The organism is Ruegeria sp. HKCCA0235A, assembly GCF_013033235.1.
Lineage (GTDB): Bacteria > Pseudomonadota > Alphaproteobacteria > Rhodobacterales > Rhodobacteraceae > Ruegeria.
This window is the reverse complement of the sequence record NZ_WQDQ01000001.1, coordinates 349,355-372,711: the sequence shown is the minus strand read 5'-3', so window position 1 is coordinate 372,711 and position 23,357 is coordinate 349,355. Positions and strand designations below refer to the sequence as shown.

The 23,357-nt window shown below is 57.2% G+C and carries 23 protein-coding genes; 14 read left to right on the top strand and 9 right to left on the bottom strand.

The window, feature by feature from the left end; all coding sequences use genetic code 11:
* Window positions 1–205 precede the first annotated feature (205 nt).
* Window positions 206–1,753 (top strand): helicase HerA-like domain-containing protein, encoded by a 1,548-nt coding sequence (locus tag GOW56_RS01845; RefSeq protein WP_171168144.1) that lies wholly within the window; start codon window positions 206–208, stop codon window positions 1,751–1,753.
* A 32-nt stretch (window positions 1,754–1,785) separates the two neighbouring features.
* On the opposite strand, the gene GOW56_RS01840 is transcribed toward GOW56_RS01845, so the two are convergent.
* From GOW56_RS01840 to GOW56_RS01810, 7 genes are all read right to left on the bottom strand, one after another.
* Window positions 1,786–2,040 (bottom strand): hypothetical protein, encoded by a 255-nt coding sequence (locus tag GOW56_RS01840; RefSeq protein WP_171115893.1) that lies wholly within the window; start codon window positions 2,038–2,040, stop codon window positions 1,786–1,788.
* 181 nt (window positions 2,041–2,221) lie between these two features.
* Window positions 2,222–3,535, bottom strand: coding sequence for a branched-chain amino acid ABC transporter permease (locus GOW56_RS01835; RefSeq protein WP_171204767.1), 1,314 nt, complete (start codon window positions 3,533–3,535; stop codon window positions 2,222–2,224).
* A complete protein-coding gene (locus tag GOW56_RS01830) occupies window positions 3,532–4,542 on the bottom strand; it encodes a branched-chain amino acid ABC transporter permease (protein WP_152457997.1) in 1,011 nt (336 codons plus the stop codon). The genes GOW56_RS01835 and GOW56_RS01830 overlap by 4 nt, the downstream gene beginning before the upstream one ends.
* A 209-nt stretch (window positions 4,543–4,751) precedes the next feature.
* Window positions 4,752–5,081 (bottom strand): hypothetical protein, encoded by a 330-nt coding sequence (locus GOW56_RS01825; protein WP_171115897.1) that lies wholly within the window; start codon window positions 5,079–5,081, stop codon window positions 4,752–4,754.
* A gap of 328 nt (window positions 5,082–5,409) precedes the next feature.
* The gene (locus GOW56_RS01820) at window positions 5,410–6,240 is read right to left on the bottom strand and encodes an ABC transporter ATP-binding protein (RefSeq protein ID WP_171204766.1); all 831 of its coding nucleotides are present in this window, start codon (window positions 6,238–6,240) and stop codon (window positions 5,410–5,412) included.
* Entirely contained in the window at window positions 6,237–7,025 is a 789-nt protein-coding gene (locus GOW56_RS01815) for an ABC transporter ATP-binding protein (protein WP_152457994.1), read from the bottom strand. Before GOW56_RS01815 ends, GOW56_RS01820 begins: the two co-directional genes overlap by 4 nt.
* A gap of 125 nt (window positions 7,026–7,150) precedes the next feature.
* Complete coding sequence (locus GOW56_RS01810) at window positions 7,151–8,332, bottom strand: ABC transporter substrate-binding protein (protein ID WP_171204765.1); 1,182 nt, start codon at window positions 8,330–8,332, stop codon at window positions 7,151–7,153.
* A gap of 153 nt (window positions 8,333–8,485) precedes the next feature.
* Here GOW56_RS01810 and GOW56_RS01805 point away from each other — a divergent pair, with 153 nt between their 5' ends.
* Both GOW56_RS01805 and GOW56_RS01800 read left to right on the top strand, forming a co-directional pair.
* On the top strand, window positions 8,486–9,583 hold the full coding sequence (locus GOW56_RS01805) for a PQQ-dependent sugar dehydrogenase (protein ID WP_171168154.1): 1,098 nt from the start codon (window positions 8,486–8,488) through the stop codon (window positions 9,581–9,583).
* 96 nt (window positions 9,584–9,679) lie between these two features.
* Window positions 9,680–10,207, top strand: a complete 528-nt coding sequence (locus GOW56_RS01800; RefSeq protein ID WP_171115904.1) for a GNAT family N-acetyltransferase — start codon at window positions 9,680–9,682, stop codon at window positions 10,205–10,207.
* A gap of 9 nt (window positions 10,208–10,216) precedes the next feature.
* On the opposite strand, the gene GOW56_RS01795 is transcribed toward GOW56_RS01800, so the two are convergent.
* Window positions 10,217–11,221, bottom strand: a complete 1,005-nt coding sequence (locus GOW56_RS01795) for a GlxA family transcriptional regulator (protein ID WP_171168156.1) — start codon at window positions 11,219–11,221, stop codon at window positions 10,217–10,219.
* Window positions 11,222–11,390: 169 nt separating this feature from the next.
* Between GOW56_RS01795 and GOW56_RS01790 the strand changes: the two genes are divergently transcribed.
* Window positions 11,391–12,761, top strand: a complete 1,371-nt coding sequence (locus GOW56_RS01790; RefSeq protein ID WP_171115908.1) for a class II 3-deoxy-7-phosphoheptulonate synthase — start codon at window positions 11,391–11,393, stop codon at window positions 12,759–12,761.
* Window positions 12,762–12,829: 68 nt separating this feature from the next.
* On the opposite strand, the gene GOW56_RS01785 is transcribed toward GOW56_RS01790, so the two are convergent.
* Window positions 12,830–13,504 (bottom strand): PAS domain-containing protein, encoded by a 675-nt coding sequence (locus GOW56_RS01785; protein ID WP_171115910.1) that lies wholly within the window; start codon window positions 13,502–13,504, stop codon window positions 12,830–12,832.
* A gap of 245 nt (window positions 13,505–13,749) precedes the next feature.
* Between GOW56_RS01785 and GOW56_RS01780 the strand changes: the two genes are divergently transcribed.
* From GOW56_RS01780 to phoB, 10 genes are all read left to right on the top strand, one after another.
* Window positions 13,750–14,640, top strand: coding sequence for a YicC/YloC family endoribonuclease (locus GOW56_RS01780; protein ID WP_152457987.1), 891 nt, complete (start codon window positions 13,750–13,752; stop codon window positions 14,638–14,640).
* A 17-nt stretch (window positions 14,641–14,657) separates the two neighbouring features.
* On the top strand, window positions 14,658–15,299 hold the full coding sequence (gene gmk / locus GOW56_RS01775; protein WP_152457986.1) for a guanylate kinase: 642 nt from the start codon (window positions 14,658–14,660) through the stop codon (window positions 15,297–15,299).
* Window positions 15,296–15,820: a gamma carbonic anhydrase family protein gene (locus GOW56_RS01770; RefSeq protein WP_171204764.1), complete on the top strand. Its 525-nt coding sequence runs from the start codon at window positions 15,296–15,298 to the stop codon at window positions 15,818–15,820. The genes gmk and GOW56_RS01770 overlap by 4 nt, the downstream gene beginning before the upstream one ends.
* 27 nt (window positions 15,821–15,847) lie before the next feature.
* Complete coding sequence (locus tag GOW56_RS01765; RefSeq protein WP_171204763.1) at window positions 15,848–16,888, top strand: cell wall metabolism sensor histidine kinase WalK; 1,041 nt, start codon at window positions 15,848–15,850, stop codon at window positions 16,886–16,888.
* 194 nt (window positions 16,889–17,082) lie between these two features.
* The gene (locus GOW56_RS01760) at window positions 17,083–18,123 is read left to right on the top strand and encodes a substrate-binding domain-containing protein (RefSeq protein WP_152457983.1); all 1,041 of its coding nucleotides are present in this window, start codon (window positions 17,083–17,085) and stop codon (window positions 18,121–18,123) included.
* Window positions 18,124–18,215: 92 nt separating this feature from the next.
* The gene (gene pstC, locus GOW56_RS01755) at window positions 18,216–19,688 is read left to right on the top strand and encodes a phosphate ABC transporter permease subunit PstC (protein ID WP_171204762.1); all 1,473 of its coding nucleotides are present in this window, start codon (window positions 18,216–18,218) and stop codon (window positions 19,686–19,688) included.
* Window positions 19,685–21,016, top strand: a complete 1,332-nt coding sequence (gene pstA, locus GOW56_RS01750) for a phosphate ABC transporter permease PstA (protein WP_171204761.1) — start codon at window positions 19,685–19,687, stop codon at window positions 21,014–21,016. Before pstC ends, pstA begins: the two co-directional genes overlap by 4 nt.
* 12 nt (window positions 21,017–21,028) lie before the next feature.
* A complete protein-coding gene (gene pstB / locus GOW56_RS01745; protein ID WP_152457980.1) occupies window positions 21,029–21,826 on the top strand; it encodes a phosphate ABC transporter ATP-binding protein PstB in 798 nt (265 codons plus the stop codon).
* Window positions 21,827–21,842: 16 nt separating this feature from the next.
* Window positions 21,843–22,544, top strand: a complete 702-nt coding sequence (phoU, locus tag GOW56_RS01740) for a phosphate signaling complex protein PhoU (protein ID WP_171115921.1) — start codon at window positions 21,843–21,845, stop codon at window positions 22,542–22,544.
* A gap of 12 nt (window positions 22,545–22,556) precedes the next feature.
* Window positions 22,557–23,246 carry a phosphate regulon transcriptional regulator PhoB gene (phoB, locus tag GOW56_RS01735; protein WP_152457978.1) on the top strand — a complete coding sequence of 230 codons (690 nt, stop codon included), beginning with the start codon at window positions 22,557–22,559 and terminating at the stop codon, window positions 23,244–23,246.
* Window positions 23,247–23,357: the final 111 nt, after the last annotated feature.

Below are 23,357 nucleotides of genomic sequence, written 5' to 3'. Positions count from 1 at the left end.
CAGCTATCCTCAAATTTTAATATTACGGTCAGAACTTTGAAACCAAATTCGAACCCGTAAAAAAGCCGTGCCCGAAGGCACGGCCAGTCGACAGGGAGGAAGTCTGCCCCACGTGAGGGAAACAAACGCGGGGCAAATTGACTATCGCAGTCAAAGGTTAACTTTGTATGCTGGTCACGGATCGGTGAAACATAAGGCAATGTTAATGGGCAAGAATATATTTTTGGGTGGCGGAGGCGAAGGCTATGGCCAGCCGCAGGAACTGGCGCTGAAATATGCGAACCGCCATGGGCTGATTGCCGGCGCCACCGGGACCGGTAAGACCGTAACGTTGCAAATCCTCGCGGAAGGTTTTTCCCAAGCCGGAGTTCCGGTGTTTTTGTCCGATGTCAAAGGCGATCTGTCGGGCCTGGCTTTGCCCGGAAGCGACGCGCATAAACTGCATCAGGCATTTATGGATCGTGCCAAACGCATTGGGTTCGACGATTTTGCCTATTCCGCCTGCCCGGTTACGTTCTGGGATCTTTTTGGCGAACAAGGCCATCCGGTGCGGACGACGGTCACTGAAATGGGCCCTTTGCTGCTGTCCCGGTTGATGGAATTGAGCGAAGCGCAGGAAGGCATCCTGAACATCGCGTTCCGCGTGGCCGATGAAGAGGGAATGCCTCTTCTGGATCTCAAAGACCTTCAGGCGCTGCTGGTCTGGATCGGCGAGAACCGGGCCCAGCTTTCATTGCGATATGGCAATGTATCGACATCTTCGATCGGTGCGATCCAGCGGCGATTGCTGGTATTGGAAAACCAGGGTGGAACAAAGCTGTTTGGCGAACCCGCGCTGGATCTGTCCGATTTGATGTGCACCGATGAAAACGGGCAGGGGATGGTGAACATCCTTGCTTCGGACAAACTGATGGCCGCGCCACGGCTTTATGCGACATTCCTGCTGTGGCTGCTGAGCGAATTGTTTGAGGAACTTCCCGAAGTCGGTGATCCTGACAAACCCAAGCTGGTGTTCTTCTTCGACGAAGCGCATCTGTTGTTTGACGGTGCTCCGAAAGTGCTGGTGGACAAGGTCGAACAGGTTGCGCGCCTGATCCGGTCCAAAGGCGTGGGAGTCTATTTCATCACCCAGAATCCCGCCGATATTCCCGAGGATATTCTGGGGCAGTTGGGCAATCGCGTTCAGCACGCTTTGCGAGCCTTCACGGCGCGTGACCGAAAGAACCTGCGTCTGGCGGCGGAAACCTATCGCGAAAACCCCGCCTTCGACACCGAAGCCGCAATTCGTGAGGTGGGCGTTGGTGAGGCTGTCACGTCGATGCTGCAGAAAAAAGGTGTTCCCGGAATTGTCGAGCGCACATTGATTCGTCCGCCGGGTTCCCAGTTGGGGCCCATATCTGATGCGCAGCGGCGGACCATTCTCGATGCCTCGCCAATGGCGTCGAAATATGATCATGAAATTGATCGAAAATCGGCCTTTGAAATCCTCCAGGCTCGGGCTGAGGCCGCCGCCAAGGCCGCTGAACAGGCAGAGGCCGATGAATTGCTGGAGGCACAATCACCGATGGAACGAGAGTATTCTTCAGCTCGCAGATATTCAGGAAGCCGGGTTGGCAGATCCTCGTCCCGGGTGCAACGGAGGAAAGACACGTTTGCATCGGCGATGACCGACGCGGTTATCAAAGAACTGAAAGGAACGACCGGACGCCGGATCGTTCGTGGTATTCTGGGTGGATTGTTCCGCAACAGATGACGGAACGGCGCCCATCACGGGCGCCGCAATGTTTACTTCAGACGACGCTGGCCTTCCTGACGGCAGTAGGCGTCAGCCTCCGGCACGGACATTTTCGAAGCCGGGAAGTCAATCGCCCGGTCCCAGGTCACCCGGTCGTGACGGTATAGCTGACAGGTTACGACACCTTTGGGCGTTTGAACCTTGACGGGAGTTGTCTCAAGTTCTTCCGGTGTGGGAATGCAGGCGGTTGTTACGATGGCAACAACCGGAAACAGAAGCAGTGTCTTGAACCGTGGTGCTTTCATTTTTGACTCTTTTCAAAACGTGTAAATGATCGTTACAGATCGGCGTAGACGGATGTGAGTGCCGGCGACATACCGCAAAAAGAAAACACTGCGGTGTGTCCGTTTATTCAAAAAATCGTTAAGAATCAAGAAACCGCGCCGGATGAGAGGCGCGGTTTCGCTTATTGAAGGTGGAAGTGATCTATTTCTCTGGGATCAGCCCTCTTGGGCTGAATCTGAGAACAATCAACAAGATCAGACCCATCGTGAACAGGCGCATATGCGCGGCGCTGTCCAGCAGGTGGGCTTTCAATGCACTTCCGTCCGGCAAGCCGGCGGTAATGACATTCATCAGCCACAAGCCGATCGGTTCAACCTGAACCCACAGGAACCAGATGAGGAATGCGCCCAGAACGGCCCCGAAGTTGTTGCCCGAACCACCCACGATCACCATCACCCAGACCAGAAAGGTAAAGCGAAGCGGTTGATACGCGCTTGGCGTCAACTGGCCGTCCAGCGTTGTCATCATCGCACCCGCGATACCGCAAATGGCCGAACCCAGTACGAATATCTGCAGATGACGACGGGTGACATCCTTGCCCATGGCCTCAGCCGCCACTTCATTGTCACGGATTGCGCGCATCATCCGGCCCCACGGGCTTTTCAGCGCCATCTGTGCCATCCAGAGCAGAACCAGAAGTACTATCATGAACAGCAGCGAATAGCCGAGTTTGACCGAGAGGGTGGACGCGGTGACGGGGTCCAACCCCAACCATTCGGCCCGCGCCAGAAAGGCCGGGTCGTTCTGCAAATCCACTTCGTAGCCCACAACAGGGGACGGGCGTGGGATGCCGTAGACATTCTTGACGCCCCGGGCCAGCCAGTCTTCGTTTTTCATGACGGCGATGATGATTTCGGCGATCCCCAATGTGGCAATCGCTAGATAATCCGAACGCAGGCCCAGCGCCGTTTTACCAATCAGCCACGCAGCACCCGCCGCCAGCAAACCACCCGCCGGCCAGGCCAACAGAACCGGCAGATTCAAACCGCCGATATTGCCGGCAATCGCCGGGTCGATGGCCTCGACTGCCGCAATGCTGGGATCGAACACCGCGCGATAGACAAAAAAGCCCACGACAAGAACGGCGATGATCGTCAGGGTTTGCACACGGCCTTTCGGCAGCTTTGTTGCCACCAGAACGGCGGCAACCACTGTCGCGGCACCCAGCAGCAAAGACAGAACGATGCCATAACCTCCGGCAGCCCAAGCACCGGGCGTGGGCGGCGTTGAAACCAGTACGACGGCCAGACCGCCCAAGGCGACAAAGCCCATCACGCCCACATTGAACAGACCGGCAAAACCCCATTGCAGGTTTACACCGATCGCCATGATGGCGGAAATCAGCCCCATATTCAGGATCAGGATCGCGGTGTTCCAGCTTTGCGTGAAACCGGTCAACAGGATCAGGCCGCCGACAATTGCGAACAGCAGCGTGTTTTTGACAGAGTCGGTCATACGGCCTTTCCCTTGAAAAGTCCCGTGGGCTTGAACAGAAGCACAATCAGCAGGATGACAAAGCTGACCGCGAACTTGTAATCGGTCGAGAGGAGCTGGACCAAACCTGACGGCGCCAGACTTTCAGGCGACACATAGGTCAGCACCTTCTTCCAAGCGTATGTTATCGTCACTTCGGAAAACGCGATGATAAACCCGCCTGCGATGGCGCCCAGAGGATTGCCCAAACCACCCACGATGGCCGAGGCAAAGATCGGCAGCAGAAGCTGGAAATAGACGAAGGGTTTGAAGCTTTTGTCCAGCCCGTAAAGAACGCCAGCAGTTGTGGCCAGCGCCGCAACGATGATCCATGTGATCATCACCACACGTTCCGGGTTGATGCCTGACAACAGCGCCAGATCCTCATTGTCCGAATAGGCCCGCATCGACTTGCCGGTGCGCGTCTTGTTCAGAAACCAGAACAGCAGCGCCACGGCAACAACGGCCACGATCACCGTGATACCTTGCGACGTCTTGATGGCCAGACCCTCACGCAGACCGGTCATCGCCTTGAAATCGCGTGCCGAAACAATGAACCGAGCCCCATCCGAAAACCGTTGGTCATCCGGCCCGATGATAAACCGGACAAGGCCGTTCATGATGAACATCACGCCCATGGAGACGATCACCAGAATAACGGGCTTTGCCTTTTGTTCACGGTAGAATTTGTAGACCAGCCTGTCGGTGATCAGCACCAGCACGATACAGCCCAGGATGGCAAAGGGCAGGGCAAGCAGGGCGGTTGGCAACGGTCCAAAGCTGATTCCGGCGGCCTGCAACCCCCATGTGACCAGTACGGCGACCATCGCGCCAAAGGCCATGGTGTCACCATGGGCAAAGTTTGAAAACCGCAGGATGCCGTAGATCAGGGTCACGCCAAGCGCGCCCAATGCCAGTTGGCTGCCATAAGCGACCGCTGGAACCAACACAAAATTCGCAAGCGCAACAAGCGCGTTGAGTAGATCCATTATTTCTTCTCACTGTCCGGGTGCGGCTTTATGGCACGACGCCGACGAAAGACACAACAATTTGGAACATGATTTTTAGGGCTTTATGCATGTTTTTATGCCGCTTGGCAGGCTTCGGACACGCTGGCAGAGGCCCCTTGGTTCTTCCCCAAAGAGAAAGACCGCGCCACACTGAGGGGCGCGGTCCGAAATCATGAAAGATCGCGGGTCTAGGCACCGGTTTCCGTGCATTGGCCGCGATCATTTTGCAGAACCGGGCGGCGGATGGACAGGTTGTAGGACAGATCCGGGCTTTTGACGAAGAACGTCATGACATGCTGCTCGGTCGTCAGGATGAACGTCAAGTTGTTCAGCCCCGGAAACACCTGCGCATCCCCGGTCGTGTCACCGAACTTGACCGATCCCTTTTGCGCACCTTCGAACCGTGTCAGCCGATACTCGGTTCCATCAATTTCCGATGTACACACAAATTCGCGCTGCTGAGCGACGGCACCGGTTGCCAGTTGTGCGGCCAGGGCGGCGATCATCCATTTTTTCATTTTGACTTCCAATTCTTGTGTCCCCAACCGGGGCGCGTTTCGGGGATTGGTTTAGGTGTTCGGGCGCAGCGATATTTTTGAAATTGGGCCTGATTAAAGCAGCAGATTGGCATTCGGCGCGTTTTCAAAGTCTTTTTTCCGCAACGGCCCGCAGGAGATTAATTGATATTTTTCAGATACCTAATAAAGGTTCTCATGTCCTGAGCCTCGGTTTGAAGCACCGGTTGCCACGTTCTGGCCTTCAATTTTGCGCATTGCGATCAAGCAAAAGGACCAGCCGAGAATCTCGACTGGCCCCACATGAAAATCTGCCATTGAAAAGCGTCGATCAGCCGCCCAAAAACGACTTTCGCACCTCGGGGTCGGCCAGCAGTTCCTTGCCCGTTCCGGTATAGGCATTGCGCCCCTGAACCAGAACATATCCCTTGTCGGCAATCTCCAAGGCCTGGCGGGCGTTCTGTTCCACCATCAGGATCGGCAAGCCGGTGCGGGACACTTCGATGATCCGGTCGAAAAGTTCATCCATCACGATCGGCGAAACACCTGCCGTAGGCTCGTCGAGCATCAGCACCTTGGGCTGGGTCATCAGGGCGCGGCCCACGGCGACCTGTTGGCGTTGTCCGCCCGACAGTTCTCCGGCGGCCTGATTGCGCTTGTCGCGGAGGATGGGGAACAGGTCATAGACCTGCTCCATCGTCTGGCTGATGTCGTCGCGACGGATGAAGGCGCCCATTTCCAGGTTTTCCTCCACCGTCATAGAGGTAAAGATGTTCTGTGTCTGCGGCACAAAGCCCATGCCACGCATGACCCGATCCTGCGGGGTGAGGTTTGTAATATCCTCGCCGTCCAGACGCACAGACCCTGAACGGACATCCAGCATCCCGAACACAGCTTTCATCGCCGTAGACTTTCCCGCACCGTTGGGGCCGACGATGACTGCGATTTCACCCTTGTCCACCGCGATGGTGCAATCATGCAGGATGTCCGGCCCTTTGCCGTAGCCACCCGTCATGGTGTCGCCGATCAGAAAAGGGCCGCCCTCGACCTTATGCGTCGCACCACTTTTGCGATGGGCCGGCGTCATGGTGCCGACACCGTGCGGATTGGTGATCGAAGCGTCCTTGTTGCCCTTGTCATCCTGATAGGGGTTGTCGCTCACGCGCCTGCCTCCAGTTTGTCTTTGTTCTTCAGGCCGGTGCCCAGATAGGCTTCGATCACGTGCTCGTTCGCCTTGATCTCGTCCAAGGTACCCTCGGCCAGAACCTTGCCTTCAGCCATGCAGATGACTGGATCACAGATCTTGCCGATGAAATCCATGTCATGTTCGATAACGACGAAGGTATAGCCGCGTTCCTTGTTCAGGCGCAGGATCGTGTCGGCAATGGTCATTAACAGGGTGCGGTTCACACCCGCGCCGACCTCGTCCAGAAACACGATCTTGGCATCCACCATCATCGTGCGGCCCAGCTCCAGCAGCTTTTTCTGACCACCCGAGACCTGACCCGCCTTGTGATCGGCCAGATGTTCAATCGTCAGAAACTCCAGCACCTCATCGGCCTTGGCCTTCAACGCGCGTTCTTCATCAGCGATGCGCTTGCGGCCAAACCACGTGTTCCACAGCGACTCGCCTGATTGCGCGCCGGGCACCATCATCAGGTTTTCGCGGCAGGTCATAGACGGGAATTCATGTGCAATCTGAAACGTGCGCAACAGACCCTTGTGGAACAGTTCATGCGGGGGCAGACCGGTGATATCCTCGCCGTCCATCACCACCTTGCCGCTGGTCGGCGGCAGAACACCTGCGATCACATTGAACAGAGTGGTTTTTCCTGCCCCGTTGGGCCCGATCAGGCCGGTGATCGACCCTTTCTGGATTTCCAGCGATGCCCCGTCCACCGCATGAAATCCGCCGAAATGCTTGTGCACGTCCTCGACGACGATCATCTTTTCCCCTTGCCGCCTGTTCGGCGCTGTTGTCTCGACCCCGTTTGCCGGGTGCGGTCTTTTTTCATTGAAACAGCCCGGACACAAGGCCCGGGCTGCTTGCATTCATAGCTTTTGGCGATCAATCAACGGAAGTTGACGGTCTTGTTTTCACCGTCGGTCACTTCGATCTCACGATAGGAACCCGCGCTTTCGCCGGGGCCGATCAGCTCAACACCGGACGCACCGACATAGTCGATGTCCTGACCGTTTGCCAGCAATTCCAGACCCTTGGCCAGTTCGCCGGGATAGATCTTTTCGCCCGGAGCGTTGGCAACGTCCATGATCTTGCCGCCATAGTCGGCCGGATTGGTCGATCCGGCAGCCTGCATGGCCAGCATGAACAGAGCCGCAGCGTCATAGGATTCGGGCGAATAGGGCGACGAACCGTCGAAGCCTGCTGCCTCGGCCATGGCGAAATACTTTTCGGCGCCTTCACCGCCCGAACCGGCGATCTGACCGAACGAACCGTTCAGGTCGGGGCCGACATTGGCCGGCAGCGAGTCACCGATCATGCCGCCGGGCAGGCCAAAGGTGTCAAACGCACCGCTGTCCAGCGCCGACTGGATGATGCCCAAACCGCCCTGATCCAGATAGCCCGCAACAACCAGAATGTCGCCACCGGCCGAGGCCAGAGCACCAACTTCGGCCGAATAGTCGGCCTTGCCATCCTCGTGCGCTGCAACGATGGTCACTTCACCACCTGCTGCCTCGAAAGAGGTTTGGATCGCGTCCGCCAGACCCTTGCCGTAGTCGTTGTTGGTATAGGTCAGAGCGATCGAGTTGATGCCGCGATCCTTCAGGATATCCGCCATCACCTGGCCTTCGCGCGCATCTGAAGGCGCGGTGCGGAAGAACAGGCCGTTGTCTTCCATGGTCGACAGGCCCGGCGAGGTCGCCGAGGGTGAGATCATGACCATGCCATTCGGAATCGCGACGTTCTGAAGGATCGCACCGGTCACGCCCGAGCAATCGCCGCCTATGATGCCGGCAACACCGTCGGCAATCATGCGTTCGCCGTTCGAAGTGGCCAGACCGTTATCAATGCAGCCGGTGTCGGCGCGCGATGCGGTCACTTTGGATCCATCCAGCAGTTTTCCGGATTCGGTGACTTCCGCAATCGCCAATTCAGCGCCCGAACCCATTGCGGGTGCCAGCGATTCAATTGGGCCGGTGAAACCGAACAAAACACCAAGCGTAATGTCTTCGGCCAGCGCAGGACCGGCCAGCAAAGCGGATGCTGCAGTTGCTGTAAGCAGCTTTTTCATATGGTTACTCCCTATTGTGAACGTATTCGTTCTGGCCACGAACCTAGGCAAGCTGCCCGGAAAAGAAAAGTCCTAACGCAATCGTGCCTTTATCGATCGGAAATCTATCTGTTTTGTTAGGGTTTGCCCAAGATTGTCCGGAGAGGGGTCAACATGCTCAGAGCTGCCGCGATTCTGTTCTTCACTTTTTGCACTCAAAGCGCCTTGGCACAGGCGTTGTCGACCTCGGTCGGGAATATTGAACTTGTCGAAATGGCAGGCGGGCTGGATACGCCCTGGGCCGTAGGCATCCTGCCTGACGGCAGTTTTCTTGTCACCGAACGGGACGGAAACCTGCTGTATGTTAAGGACGGAGAGGCGAAAGCCATATCCGGCGTTCCCAAGGTTGCAGCTTCGGGGCAGGGCGGATTGCTGGACATCACGATCCCGCGCGATTTCAATCAAAGCCGCGAGGTCTTTCTGACCTTTTCAAAACCGCAAAAAGGTGGCGCAGGCACGGCTGTCACCGTCGCGCGCCTGTCTAAGAACGGCACGCGTCTGACGAATCTGCGGGTCATTTTCGAGGCTTCCCCCGGCGGATCAGGCGGGCGGCATTTCGGCTCGCGCGTTGTAGAAGCCAATGACGGCACGCTTTTTGTAACCATCGGAGACCGAGGAGATGCGCCACAGGCGCAAGATCGCTCGAACGCCATAGGGTCCGTGATCCGTATCAACCGCGACGGCTCGGTGCCGTCGGACAATCCTTTCATCGGGAAGGCAGATATCCGACCTGAAATCTGGACCTATGGGCACCGCAACCCACAGGGGGCCGATCTGGATGCGCGCGGCCGATTGTGGGTGTCTGAACACGGTGCGCGCGGCGGTGACGAGGTGAACCTTGTCAAACCCGGCGCCAATTTCGGCTGGCCGGTCATCTCGTACGGCACGCATTATTCCGGAGAGAAGATCGGCGAGGGCACCAGCAAGCCCGGTATGGAACAGCCGCGCCTGTACTGGGACCCGTCGATCGCGCCGTCGGGGTTGATGGTTTATTCCGGCGATATGTTTCCTGAATGGCGGGGCGACATTTTCGTGGGCTCGCTGAAATTCGACTATATCGCGCGGCTGTCCGGAGACCCGCTGCGCGAGGTCGAGCAGATCAAGGGCCCCGAGACCGAACGGGTCCGCGACATCGTGCAGGCCCCGGATGGGGCGATCTGGTTCATTTCAGTCGGGCAGGGCGCAGTTTACAGGATGTCTGTCAAACAGTGACATACAAGGCATGCCAGCAGACTTTACAATTCCGTTTGCGCGTTTCCATCGTCGCAGTCACTCTGTCCAACAGGTTACACGGTTAAGGGGATATCAATGAGTGATTTCGACATTGAATTGTGCACAAGTATCCCGCCAAGAACCGAGCTGAATATTATTTTGGAGCAATATTATGCTCTTATCGCTCAAAGAATGCAGGGTATGGGGTTCGAATTGGATCCTTCCGCACCGCAAAGCGCACTTGAGGAATTCTGGGCGAACACGGATGACTACATGCCTCCGAACGGATGCCTAATCGTCGCAAGAAACCGAGGTGGCAAAATCGTGGGGTGTGGAATGATGAAACGGTTTGATCAGTCTACCGGCGAGTTGAAACGTGTATTTGTAACCGAAGACGCTCGGGGTACCGGAGTCGGGCGCGCATTGATTCAAGCACGAGAACAAGCCGCCAGAGCTATGGGGCTGAAGCGGTTAATCGCAGATACACTCACCCCAAATGTGGAAATGAGGTCTTTGTATCCCAAGCTCGGGTTTGTGGAACTGGACTCTCCGATCGAGACAACAACCTACAAAGATCAGCCCATGCTCCGACCGTACTTGCACTATTTCGTCAAAGAGCTTTGACGCTGAGCCTTAGACTGACAGTCTTCCACTTTGCGCACCACGCTCGCGATAGGGCGTGGTGTTGTAATGCGCCCGGTAGCATTTCGAGAAATGGCTGGGCGAGGCGAAACCACAGGCCAGCGCCACGTTGATGACGCTCATGTCTGTCTGCATCAGCAGGTTGCGGGCCTTGTGCAGGCGCAGTTCCATGTAATAGCGCTTGGGGGAACGGCTGAGATACCGGCGGAACAGACGCTCCAGCTGGCGGGTTGACATACCCACGTCCTTGGCAAGGATCGAGGGCGAGATCGGCTCTTCGATGTTTTTCTCCATCATCAGGATAACCTGGCTCAACTTCGGATGCCGCACACCGATTCGGGTCGGAGTTGACAGGCGCTGCGTGTCCTGGTCGGTTCGAATCGAGGAATAGATCATCTGATCCGCCACCGCGTTGGCCAGATCCTCGCCATAGTCATCTGCAATCAGCTTGAGCATCAGGTCAATCGACGAGGTGCCGCCCGCAGTCGTCATGCGGCTGCCATCGATCTGAAAGACGGCTTTGGTCAGTTCGACCTCATCGAATTCCTCGATGAAACTGTCAGAGTTCTCCCAATGGATCGTTGCCTTCTTGTTGTCCAGCAACCCGGCCTTTGCCAGAGTATAGGCCGCAGTGCAGAGGCCACCGATCCGCAATCCCCTTCGGGCTTCGCGCCGCAGCCAGTTCAGCACGCGCTTGCTGGTGGCCGCCTGAACGTCCACACCACCGCAAATCAGAACAACGTCGTCTCGCTGCAGCTCTACCAGATCACTGTCAAGCTTGAACTCGGTCCCGGCCGAGCAGGTTACCGTCTCTCCGCCTTCTCCCATCAGCTTCCAGGTGTAAAGCTGTCTGTTCGCCATGCGGTTGGCGATGCGCAGACTGTCAAGCGCCGAAGCAAAGGACAGAAGCGAGAATTTGTCCAAAAGGACAAACACGAAATTCCGGGGTGGGGCCGCAGTGTCTTCCACCGTGACAACTTGGCGTTGCTCTTGCATGGCGAGATGTCCTTACTTCGCTGCTGGTCAGTTGATTATCCAGCAGCAGATTTGACAGCCACCATGATCAAAGCTTGTTTACGTCGTCAAGAGGCGCAAATGGGATATGGTCACTCTTCATTGCATTTTGTATAGAGACCACCTGAAAACTTCAGCGGAGATCAAAGCTATGACCGAATGGCAAAAATCGAACTGGCGCAACAAGCCCCGGGTTCAGATGCCAGATTATACCGACGCGGCCGCGCTGGCCAAGGTCGAGGCTCAGCTTTCAAAGTATCCCCCGCTGGTCTTTGCCGGCGAGGCGCGGCGTCTCAAACAGCATCTGGGTGCCGCCGGGCGCGGCGAGGCCTTCCTTCTGCAAGGTGGGGATTGCGCTGAAAGCTTTGAACAATTCAGCGCTGATGCGATCCGTGACACGTTCAAGGTGATGCTGCAAATGGCGATGGTTTTGACTTATGGCGCCAAGGTGCCAGTGGTCAAAGTCGGTCGTATGGCCGGGCAATTTGCCAAACCACGCAGTGCCCCGACCGAAGTCGTGAACGGTGTGGAACTGCCAAGCTACCGCGGCGATATCATCAACGAATTGGCCTTCACGCCCGAAGCCCGGATTCCGAATCCCAACAAGATGTTGCAGGCCTACACGCAAGCGGCGGCGACGCTGAACCTGCTGCGTGCGTTCTCGACCGGCGGCTTCGCGGATATGAGCCGCGTGCATGCCTGGACTTTGGGTTTCGCGGATGAACAGGACGTTCAGAAATATTCCGAGGTTGCCGATCGCATTCAGGACACCATCGACTTCATGGAAGCCGCTGGAATCACTGCGGAAACAACCCATGAATTCTCGACCGTCGAATTCTACACCAGCCACGAAGGGCTGCTGCTTGAATACGAAGAGGCACTAACGCGTCTGGATTCCACCTCGGGCAACTGGCTGGCTGGCTCTGGTCACATGATCTGGATCGGCGACCGCACCCGTCAGCCCGACGGCGCGCATGTCGAGTTCTGCCGCGGGGTTCTGAATCCGATCGGTCTGAAATGCGGCCCGACCACCACGGCCGAGGACCTCAAAGTTCTGATGTCCAAGCTGAACCCCGACAACGAAGAGGGGCGCCTGACCCTGATCGCGCGCTTCGGTGCGGGCAAGGCGGGCGAGCATCTGCCGCGTCTGATCAAGGCGGTCAAGGAAGAGGGCGCCAAGGTCACCTGGGTCTGCGACCCGATGCACGGAAACACGATCAAATCGGCCACGGGCTATAAAACCCGCCCGTTCGATTCTGTTCTGCGCGAGGTGCGTGACTTTTTCGGAGTGCATCAGGCCGAGGGAACCATCCCCGGTGGCGTGCATTTCGAAATGACCGGGCTAGATGTGACCGAATGCACCGGCGGTGTACGTGCCGTGACTGAAGAGGACCTGTCGGACCGCTACCACACCGCTTGCGATCCGCGCTTGAACGCGTCGCAGTCGCTGGAACTTGCGTTCCTGGTGGCGGAAGAGCTGACCAACCTGCGCCGCAACGGCTCAAAACGCGCGGTAAGCTGAGCGCATCTGAAACACTGACAACAGCGGGCCATCGGCCCGCTGTTTCCGCTCAAGGTAATCGGCGGGTCTCAATCGTCGCGAGACACCACCAGATGAAGATGGCTGGCAGAGCGTTTGAATTCGCGTTGTTCCTCGGCAAAACCTTCCACAGGCCGGCGCAGTGTGGGCGCGGGCACCTGAATTTCAGAAACCGGTTTGATCCGCGTATCGGTCAGAGTAAACCGGCGCGGTGTCTTGCCGATTGCGCCATCGGCGATCATGACCCCCAAAATACGACTGACATCCCCAAGGTCACTTTTCAGCGGCAGAAGGATCATCCGGGCCTGCATCCGGGTACATCCCAACGTCCCGCCCGAGTTCAGACTCAATTCGGCAACAGCGGGGGACGCAAATACCTGTTCCAGTACATCCTTGGTTTGCGCGCGGGCATCGGGTTGAAAAAACGCGGTCAACGGCATCCCCCGCACTTCCATACCTGCAAGCGCGTTCAGATGGCTGCCTGCCAGACGAAAACGGGCCAGGCCGGGTGCGATGCGTTCCAGGATGAACGTATATTCAAGAACATTCTCAAGACCGCGCGGGTCGATTTGAGACCGCATCGGCACGCTGTCGCCGCTCAACAATGCGGTCCAATACGCCTCGGCCTGGCGGATCGGCGATAGGCTGCGCCCACTGTCAAAGCGATCCATTGCGACGATCTTTCCAAATTCTGACCCGGAACCTATCCCGAAAAAGGTTTTCATTTTCATCACCCTACCGTCAATTGTCCGCCTTTTTCATAAAATGCAACACATTGGAAGCATCTGCGGCCCGCAAACCATTGCTATAGGCATTTTGACTCGGGTTAATTCAATTTTGGAGCAATTCTTTAACGAATGGTTAACTTGCGCCAAACAATTGCGTCGTCAGCAAACTCTTGCTCTGCACCAGTCAATAGCATTAGGTGCGGCACATGCTCGAAACAGCAGGGGAACAGGAAAGGGCCATCATGATCAGATCCATGACCGGGTTTGCCTCGGGGAAGGGAACTTTCGGCCCGCACAGTTGGTCGTGGGAACTTCGCAGCGTAAATGGCAAGGGGCTGGACATGCGTCTGCGCGTGCCCGACTGGTTGACCGGCCTCGAAGTCGCGTTGCGGGCGTCCCTGTCCAAATCCCTGAGCCGGGGAAACGTGACCCTGTCGATGCGCTTGAACCGCGAGGATTCTGCCCCGGAACTGGCCTTGAACGAAACCGCGATGGCTGCGGCCCTGACAGCTCTCGAGCGAACGGAAGCGCTGGCGACTGCGCGCGGCATCACGCTGGCGCCGTCGCGTGCGTCAGATCTTTTGGCGCTCAAGGGGATGATGGATGCAGGAACCGAGGCCGACGATCCGGCTCCGCTTGTTGCTCATCTAACGTCCGAATTCAAAGATCTTCTGGCGGCGTTCATAGATATGCGCAAAGCCGAAGGGGCAGCTTTGGCCGCTGTCTTGAACACGCAACTGGATCAGGTCGCGGAGCTGACGGCGCAGGCCGCAGAGATTGCCGAGCAACGCAAGGACAAGATGACCGAGGGGCTGCGCGAGAATCTCGCGCGGGTGCTGGAGAATACGCAGGGCGCGGATCCCGATCGTGTCGCGCAAGAGCTGGCGATGATCGCGGTCAAGGCGGATATCACCGAAGAAATCGACCGCCTGACCGCGCATGTGGCGGCCGCTCGTGAGTTGTTGGCACAGGATGGGGCCGTGGGCCGCAAGCTGGATTTCCTGATGCAAGAGTTCAATCGCGAAGCCAACACGCTGTGTTCCAAGGCGCAAAGCTCGGACCTGACATCGGTCGGGCTGGAACTGAAAGCGGTGATCGATCAGATGCGCGAGCAAGTGCAGAATGTGGAATAAGAATGGGAACGACTGACATGGCGGACCGCCGAGGCCTACTAATCATCCTGTCTTCTCCGTCCGGAGCGGGCAAATCGACCCTGGCCAGACGGCTGATGGCCTGGGATACGGATCTGGAATTCTCGATCTCGGCGACGACCCGCGCCCCACGCCCCGGAGAAGAGCATGGGCGCGAGTATTTCTTTCTGTCTGAGGACGAGTTCAAACAGCAGGTCGCTGATGGGCAGATGCTGGAACACGCCCATGTATTCGGAAACTTCTACGGCTCGCCTGCCGAGCCGGTCAAAAATTCGATCAATGCCGGTAAGGACGTGCTGTTCGACGTCGACTGGCAGGGTGAAGTGCAGATCCGAAATTCGGATCTGGGCAAACACGCGTTGTCGATCTTCATTCTGCCGCCGTCCATCCCCGAGCTGCGCCGCCGGCTGGAAACACGCGGGCAGGACAGTGATGACGTCATCGCCCGTCGAATGCTCAAAAGCTGGGATGAAATCAGCCACTGGGGCTATTACGACTACGTCCTGATCAACGACGACCTCGAGGCAACCGAAGAAAAGCTGAAAACCATCGTCAGCGCGGAACGGATGCGCCGCATTCAGCAACCCAGGTTGCAACAGCACGTCCGCAAGTTGCAGAGAGAATTCGAGGGACTGTCATGACCATTTATGCTTTGGGAGAGCAAGCTCCGCACATTCACGAGGACACCTGGGTCGCGCCGGATGCCAATCTGATTGGCAAGGTTGTGCTGGAGCAGGGGGCCTCGGTCTGGTTCGGATGTACTATTCGCGCGGATCACGAAGAAATCCGGATCGGCGAGGGCAGCAACGTTCAGGAAAACTGCGTGATGCATATCGACGCCGGCTTTCCCCTGACGATTGGTCGAAATTGCACCATCGGGCACAAGGTGATGCTGCATGGCTGCACCATAGGCGAAAACACTTTGGTCGGAATGGGCGCAATCGTTCTAAACGGCGCAAAGATCGGCCGGAACTGTCTGATCGGAGCAGGGGCCCTGATCACCGAGGGCAAGGAAATCCCCGACAATTCGCTTGTCATGGGATCGCCGGGCAAGGTCGTGCGTCAGCTGGATGAGGCCGCAGCCCAAAGGATCACGTTCAGTGCGCTGCACTATCAGGAAAACATGCGCAAATTCCGCGAAACCCTGAAACCTGCGCTTTGACGCCACGGAATGAGTGGGTTTTGACGCATGACCGAAGACGTTCTTGAGGACATTGTTCTTGCGATCCCGCTGCCGGCGCTGATGGTGGATCAGACCGAACGGATCATTGCCGCGAACACGGATGCAACGTCACTTCTGGGCCAGAACATCGTTGGACGTCATTTTGCGACCATATTGCGACAGCCGCAGGTTCTGGACGCGATTGAGCAAAGCCTGACAAGCAGAAGCGCAAAGAAAGCACGTCATCTGTCCAATGACGGTGCGCAGGACACAACATACACAGTTGAATGCAGATACATGAACGGGGTCGCTTCCGAAGGGGCCGTCATGGTCACGTTTCAGGATACCACCCATCTGGAGCACGCCAGTCAGATGCGGAGGGATTTCGTGGCCAATGTCAGCCATGAATTGCGCACGCCGTTGACCGCCTTGATGGGGTTTATCGAAACCCTGCGCGGTCCGGCACGGGACGATCCCGCCGCGCGTGACCGGTTCCTCAAGATCATGGCCGATGAGGCCAACCGGATGAACCGTCTGGTCGGGGATCTGTTGTCGTTGAACCGGGTCGAAAGCGAAGAACGTGTTCGACCCAAGCAACAGCTGGAACTTACCGGTCTTCTTCAATCCACGATAAATTCGCTGCGGCCCCTTGCGGAAGACGCTGGCGTGGTTTTGTCGCTGGATGTGAAAAACGGCCCGCTTTCAGTCACCGGTGACGGCGACCAGTTGCGACAGGTTTTCACCAATCTTATCGAGAACGGGATCAAATATGGCGCCAGCGGCGGCAGTGTTACGGTACGTGTCCTGCCAGCGGACAGGGATCCGGCGATGCGCGGCCCGGCAGTCCGAATCCAGTTCATAGACAAAGGGCCCGGCATAGATGCCGTTCACCTGCCGCGCCTGACAGAGCGATTCTATCGCGCCGACAGCCACAGGTCGCGGCAGCTGGGTGGAACCGGGCTTGGCCTTGCGATCGTGAAGCACATCGTCAATCGCCATCGTGGAAGACTTCGTGTCGAAAGCGAATTGGGAAAAGGTTCTGTTTTTACGGTCATTTTGCCCCGTTGAAACAACTTGGAATGCAGGTTTGCTTTTAATCTGACCCCACGGGGCATTGACTGTTCCAGGGGGCAAACGCAAAAAAATCTCCTGCTGTCATAAAACCGTTACGCATGTGTCACAAAAGGCTTACGCACGCCCCATAGGGGTCCCCGCAGGATCATCATGGTGGTGATCAAGTACACCTTTTCAGGGAGACTGAAATGTCCTTTGTAAAACTGTCGGCATCTGCGCTGGCTATCGCTGCCGTCTCGGCGACCACTGCTGCGGCGCGTGACAATGTTCAGATCGCCGGTTCGTCGACCGTTCTGCCTTATGCCTCGATCGTAGCCGAACTGTTCGGTGAAAACACAGACTTTCCAACTCCGGTTGTTGAATCCGGCGGTTCGTCGGCTGGTCTGAAGCGTTTCTGCGAAGGCGTCGGCGAAAACACCATCGACGTTGCAAACGCGTCGCGCGCGATCCGTGAAAAAGAGATCAAAGCCTGCGCCGAAAACGGTGTGACCGACATCATGGAAGTCCGCATCGGTTATGACGGCATCGTATTCGCTAGCCAGCAGACCGGGCCTGCCTTCACCGCGTTCGAACCGTCCGACATTTTCAACGCTCTGGGTGCAAAAGTTCTGAAAGACGGTGAGATCGTTGACAACCCGTACAACACCTGGGCCGAGTTCAACCCAGAACTGCCCGATGTTGAAATCGCAAGCTTCATCCCGGGCACCAAGCACGGCACCCGCGAAGTGTTCGAAGAAAAAGTTCTGCTGATCGGTTGTGAAGAAACCGGCGCCATGGAAGCCATGATCGCGGGCGGCATGAGCGAAGACGACGCTGAAGATGCCTGTCTGGCGGTTCGCACCGATGGCAAATCGGTTGATATCGACGGTGACTACACCGAAACCCTGGCGCGTATCGACACCAACCCCAACGGTATCGGCGTGTTTGGTCTGGCGTTCTACGAGAACAACACCGACAAGTTGAAGGTTGCCACCATGTCGGGCGTCGCACCGTCGACCGAAACCATCTCGACCGGCGAATATCCGGTTTCTCGCCCGCTGTTCTTCTACGTGAAGAAAGCTCATATCGGCGTGATCCCGGGCCTGAAGGAATACGCGCAGTTCTTCACCCATGACGAAATCGCCGGTCCCTCGGGCCCGCTTGCCAACTATGGCCTGGTCGCCGATCCCGAACTGGCAAAAACTCAGGACGCGATCGCCAACGAAGTCACCATGGGTTCGGGCAGCTGAGCCTGACACCGTTCTAATGCAAATAGGGGCGACGGATCAGTCGCCCCTTCACTGTCTTTTTACTACTCGCAATCGAAGGCAATGGGGGTGTCATGCCGATACTTTGGCTCTTTCTGATCGTTTCGGCGATCGCGGCTGTCGGCTATCTGTTGGGACGCACACGCGCACTGCAAAACGCAGATGGTGACAGTCGGAATCTGCATTCCCTGCCATCATTTTACGGCGCAAACGTTGCGCTGAAGACACTTGTTCCGGCCTTCGGTCTCTTGATCGTGTGGCTGTTGGCGCAGCCTTTCTTTCTCAATGCGCAGGTGTCGGACATGATACCGGACTCCGTGATAAAGGAAGGTTCCTCTCGCAGCCTGGTGATGGCCGAAGTACGCCGCACCGCCGCCGGGCTGGACAATGCGGTTGCGCTTGGAACCCTGACCGAGAACGCCGCCAGTGATGCCGATGCAAATATCGGCGAGATCACACAGCTTTTGAAGGACGCGGGGCAGGTGGTGACCTCGGACATCACCCAACCGGTACTGCGCGCTGCGCAGAGCTATCGCGCCATGAGCTCGACCGGGTATGCGATCATGTCCATTGCCGTTATCGCGGTTGCTATGATCGGTGCCGTAGCGGGCTGGTTGCAAACCAACGCCGAATACCGTGCGCGCAACGTTGTGGAACAGGGGGTTCGTGTCCTGCTTCTGGCGGCCGCGTCGGTTGCAATCCTCACAACGGTGGGCATTGTCCTGTCTCTTGTGTTCAACACCTGGGAGTTCTTCAAACTATATCCGGCGTCAGATTTCTTTTTCGGTATGACCTGGGCGCCCAGCTTTTCGGGCCGCGGCGGGTTGTCCGAACTTGGGATCTTGCCGCTGCTGTGGGGGACGCTCTACATCTCTGTCGTGGCGTTGCTGGTCGCAGTGCCGATCGGGTTGTTCGCCGCGATCTATCTCAGCGAATACGCTTCGCCCCGTTTGCGGTCTGTCGCCAAGCCGCTGCTTGAGGTGCTGGCCGGGATTCCGACCATCGTTTACGGTCTCTTCGCTTTGTTGACCGTTGGCCCGCTGCTGTTGGATGTTTTTGGTGAAAGTGGCCTGGGCTGGATGAAAGCCGGCACCGCCGTCATGACTGCGGGTCTGGTGATGGGGATCATGTTGATCCCGTTTGTCTCATCACTGTCTGACGACATTATCAACGCGGTGCCGCAGGCCATGCGCGACGGTTCTTACGGTCTTGGCGCCACGCAATCCGAAACCATCCGTCAGGTCGTTCTGCCCGCCGCGTTGCCCGGTATCGTCGGCGCGATCCTTCTGGCGGCATCGCGCGCCATCGGCGAGACCATGATCGTGGTTCTCGGGGCAGGGGCTGCGGCCCGCCTCAGCCTGAACCCGTTCGAAGCCATGACAACCGTGACAGCCAAGATCGTCAGCCAGTTGACGGGGGACGCCGACTTTGCCTCGCCCGAGGCGCTGGTCGCCTTCGCACTTGGCATGACCCTTTTCATTCTCACCTTGGGGCTCAACGTGTGTGCCCTGTATATCGTGCGCAAATACCGGGAGCAGTACGAATGACCGACACCAGTATGCAAAGCCCCCAATCCGGTCGCCATAGGATCTCGCTCACGGCTTCGGATGAACGCACGAAGAAACGTGCCAAAGCCGAGAAACGGTTCCGTGCTTATGGCATCGCCGCAATCGCAACCGGTCTGTTCTTTCTGGTTGTTCTGTTCGCTTCGATCCTGTCGCAGGGGATTCCGGCCTTCCAGCGCACGGTCGTCAGCATTGATTTCACACTGACCGAACCGCAGCGGGACGAGGCCGAAGGGGCCCTGTTCAAGACAAAAGTCTATTCCAACCTGTTCGTCGCCCAGTTGAACAGTGAACTTGCTGAACGCGGGATCAGCGTTGATTTTGATGAGGCCGCGATCGAGCGTCTTTTGGGTAAAGTCGGCGGCACGATCCGGACCTTTTACACCGAAAACCCCGACAAGCTGGGTGAGCCGGTCCAATTCGATCTGGCGGCATCCAGCCGGGTGGACGGGTATTTCAAAGGCCGCGTATCCCGCGACACGATACAGGACAGCCGGTTTCTGCAAAAAAGCGATCTGGATCTGGTCGATGCGCTGGAACAGGCCGGCATCATCAAGCAGGCATTCAATTGGCCCTTCATCACCGGAGCGGACGCAGGCGTGGACAACCCCGGCGGCGCAGGTATCGGTGTCTCGGTTGTGGGATCATTCTTCATGATGCTGGTCGTTCTGTGTCTGTCTCTGCCGATTGGCGTTGCAGCTTCGATCTATCTCGAGGAATTTGCGCCGCAGAACAAGCTGACTGACCTGATCGAAGTGAACATTTCGAACCTGGCCGCGGTTCCGTCCATCGTCTTCGGTATTCTGGGCCTGGCCGTTTTCATTCAGTTCATGCATCTGCCGCAATCGGCACCGCTGGTCGGTGGTCTGGTTCTGACCCTGATGACGCTTCCGACGATCATCATCTCGACCCGCGCGTCCTTGAAGGCCGTGCCTCCGTCGATACGCGACGCGGCGCTTGGGGTAGGGGCGTCGAAAATGCAGGCGGTGTTTCACCACGTGTTGCCGCTGGCTGCGCCGGGCATTCTGACAGGTACCATCATCGGTCTGGCGCAAGCCTTGGGTGAAACCGCACCTCTTTTGCTGATCGGCATGGTGGGGTTTGTCGCACGCGGATATCCCGACGGCTTTCTTGCAGGCTTTACCGAGCCGAATTCGGCCATGCCCGCCCAGATCTATACATGGGCCGCACGCGCTGACGTCGGCTTTTACGAGAAGGCGTGGGGTGGGATCATCATACTTTTGATGTTCCTGCTGACCATGAATATCATCGCAATCATCTTGCGCCGCCGCTTTGAACGCCGCTGGTAAATGGGGGCTGGAATGAACGACATGACACGAGTGGAGAGAACCGTGGACTCCAAAGACATCAAGATCAACGCCAAGAACGTACAGGTTTTCTACGGTGAAACCCATGCCATCAAGGACGTGAGCGTTGAGATCGAAGACAAGACCGTCACGGCCTTCATCGGGCCATCTGGTTGTGGCAAGTCCACCTTCTTACGCTGCCTGAACCGAATGAATGACACCATCGATATCTGCCGTGTCGAAGGCGACATCCTGCTGGATGGTGAAGACATCTATGACAAGCGTGTCGATCCGGTCCAGTTGCGCGCCAAGGTCGGAATGGTGTTCCAAAAACCCAACCCGTTCCCGAAATCGATCTATGACAACGTGGCCTATGGCCCGCGCATTCACGGCATGGCCCGCAACAAGGCGGAACTGGATGAAATCGTGGAAAAATCCCTGCGCCGCGGCGCGATCTGGGATGAGGTCAAGGATCGTCTGGATGCACCGGGCACCGGCCTTTCCGGCGGCCAGCAGCAGCGTTTGTGCATCGCCCGGGCCGTCGCCACCGAACCCGAAGTTCTGTTGATGGACGAGCCGTGCTCGGCCCTTGATCCGATTGCGACCGCACAGGTCGAAGAGTTGATCGATGAACTGAGGTCGCGGTTTTCTGTTGTGATCGTCACCCACTCGATGCAGCAGGCGGCACGGGTCAGTCAGAAAACGGCCTTCTTCCACTTGGGTAATCTGGTTGAATTCGGTGAAACCGGCCAGATCTTTACCAATCCGATAGATCCGCGCACGGAAAGCTACATTACAGGCCGTATCGGCTAAGCACAGGTATCTGACAATGAGCGAACAACATATTGCAACTGCTTTTGATCGCGACCTCGAGGCGATCCAAGCGCATATCATGAAGATGGGCGGACTGGTCGAGGCCGCCATCATAGGCGCGGCCCGCTCGCTGGAAACCCGTGATGAAGAGTTGGCGCAAGAGGTGCGAAAAGGCGACAAAGCCATCGACGCGCTTGAAGAACTGATCAACGAAGAAACGGCCAGGTTGATTGCGCTGCGGGCACCCACGGCCAGTGACTTGCGGCTGATCCTGTCGGTTCTGAAGGTGTCCGGCAACCTTGAGCGCATTGGCGACTATGCCAAGAATATCGCCAAACGAACTACGGTTCTGGTCAATGCCAGCGAGATTAACGGAAGCGCTGCGGCCCTGCGCCGTATGGCACGCGAGGTCGAGCGGATGCTGCGTGATGCGCTGGATGCCTATATTCAGCGCGATGCGGAACTGGCCACAGACGTCATCAACCGTGATGAAGAAGTTGACCAGATGTATAACGGCCTGTTCCGGGAGTTTCTGACATTCATGGCCGAAGACCCACGCAATATCTCGGCCTGCATGCACCTGCATTTCATCGCCAAGAACATCGAACGCATGGGCGATCACGTAACCTCGATCGCTGAACAGGTCGTGTATCTGGTCACCGGCGACCGCCCGGCCGAAGCCCGGCCCAAGGCTGACAACACGTCGCAAACCGTTTAGGAGACGAGCGAGATGTCCGCAGATCAACCTACCGTTTTGGTTGTAGAGGATGAAATGGCCCAGCGTGAGGTTTTGGCTTACAACCTTGAAGCTGAAGGGTTTCGGGTTTCCAAGGCTGGCAACGGCGAAGAAGCCATGCTGTTGGTTGACGAAGACTGTCCGGACATCATTGTTCTGGACTGGATGATGCCCAATCTGAGCGGTATCGAAGTCTGCCGACGCCTGAAAAGCCGTCCGGACACGCGTTCAATCCCGATTATCATGTTGTCGGCCCGGACCGAGGAAGTCGACAAAGTCCGCGGTCTTGAGACCGGCGCGGATGATTACGTGGTCAAGCCATATTCCGTGGTCGAGCTTATGGCGCGCGTTCGCACGCAATTGCGCCGCGTCCGTCCTTCGACCGTTGGTTTGCGCCTGGAATTCGATGACATCATTCTTGACTCCGAGACGCACAAGGTCAGCCGGGACAACAAACCCCTAAAACTCGGGCCGACCGAGTTCCGTCTTCTCAGCACATTCATGGAAAAGCCGGGCAGGGTCTGGAGCCGCGAGCAATTGCTGGACCGGGTTTGGGGTCGCGACATCTATGTCGATACCCGAACCGTTGATGTGCATATCGGGCGATTGCGCAAAGCTTTGACGCAATATGGTGGGACCGATCCAGTACGAACCGTCCGCGGCGCTGGATACGCCTTGGGATAACCACATCCTGCGTATATGGCGCCAAAATCGTTTGAATTTTGACAGGAGCCGTATTTGTGGGTGGCGCCCGTGGCGGTAGTCGGTATTCGCATAATCGGTATTATGGTAATT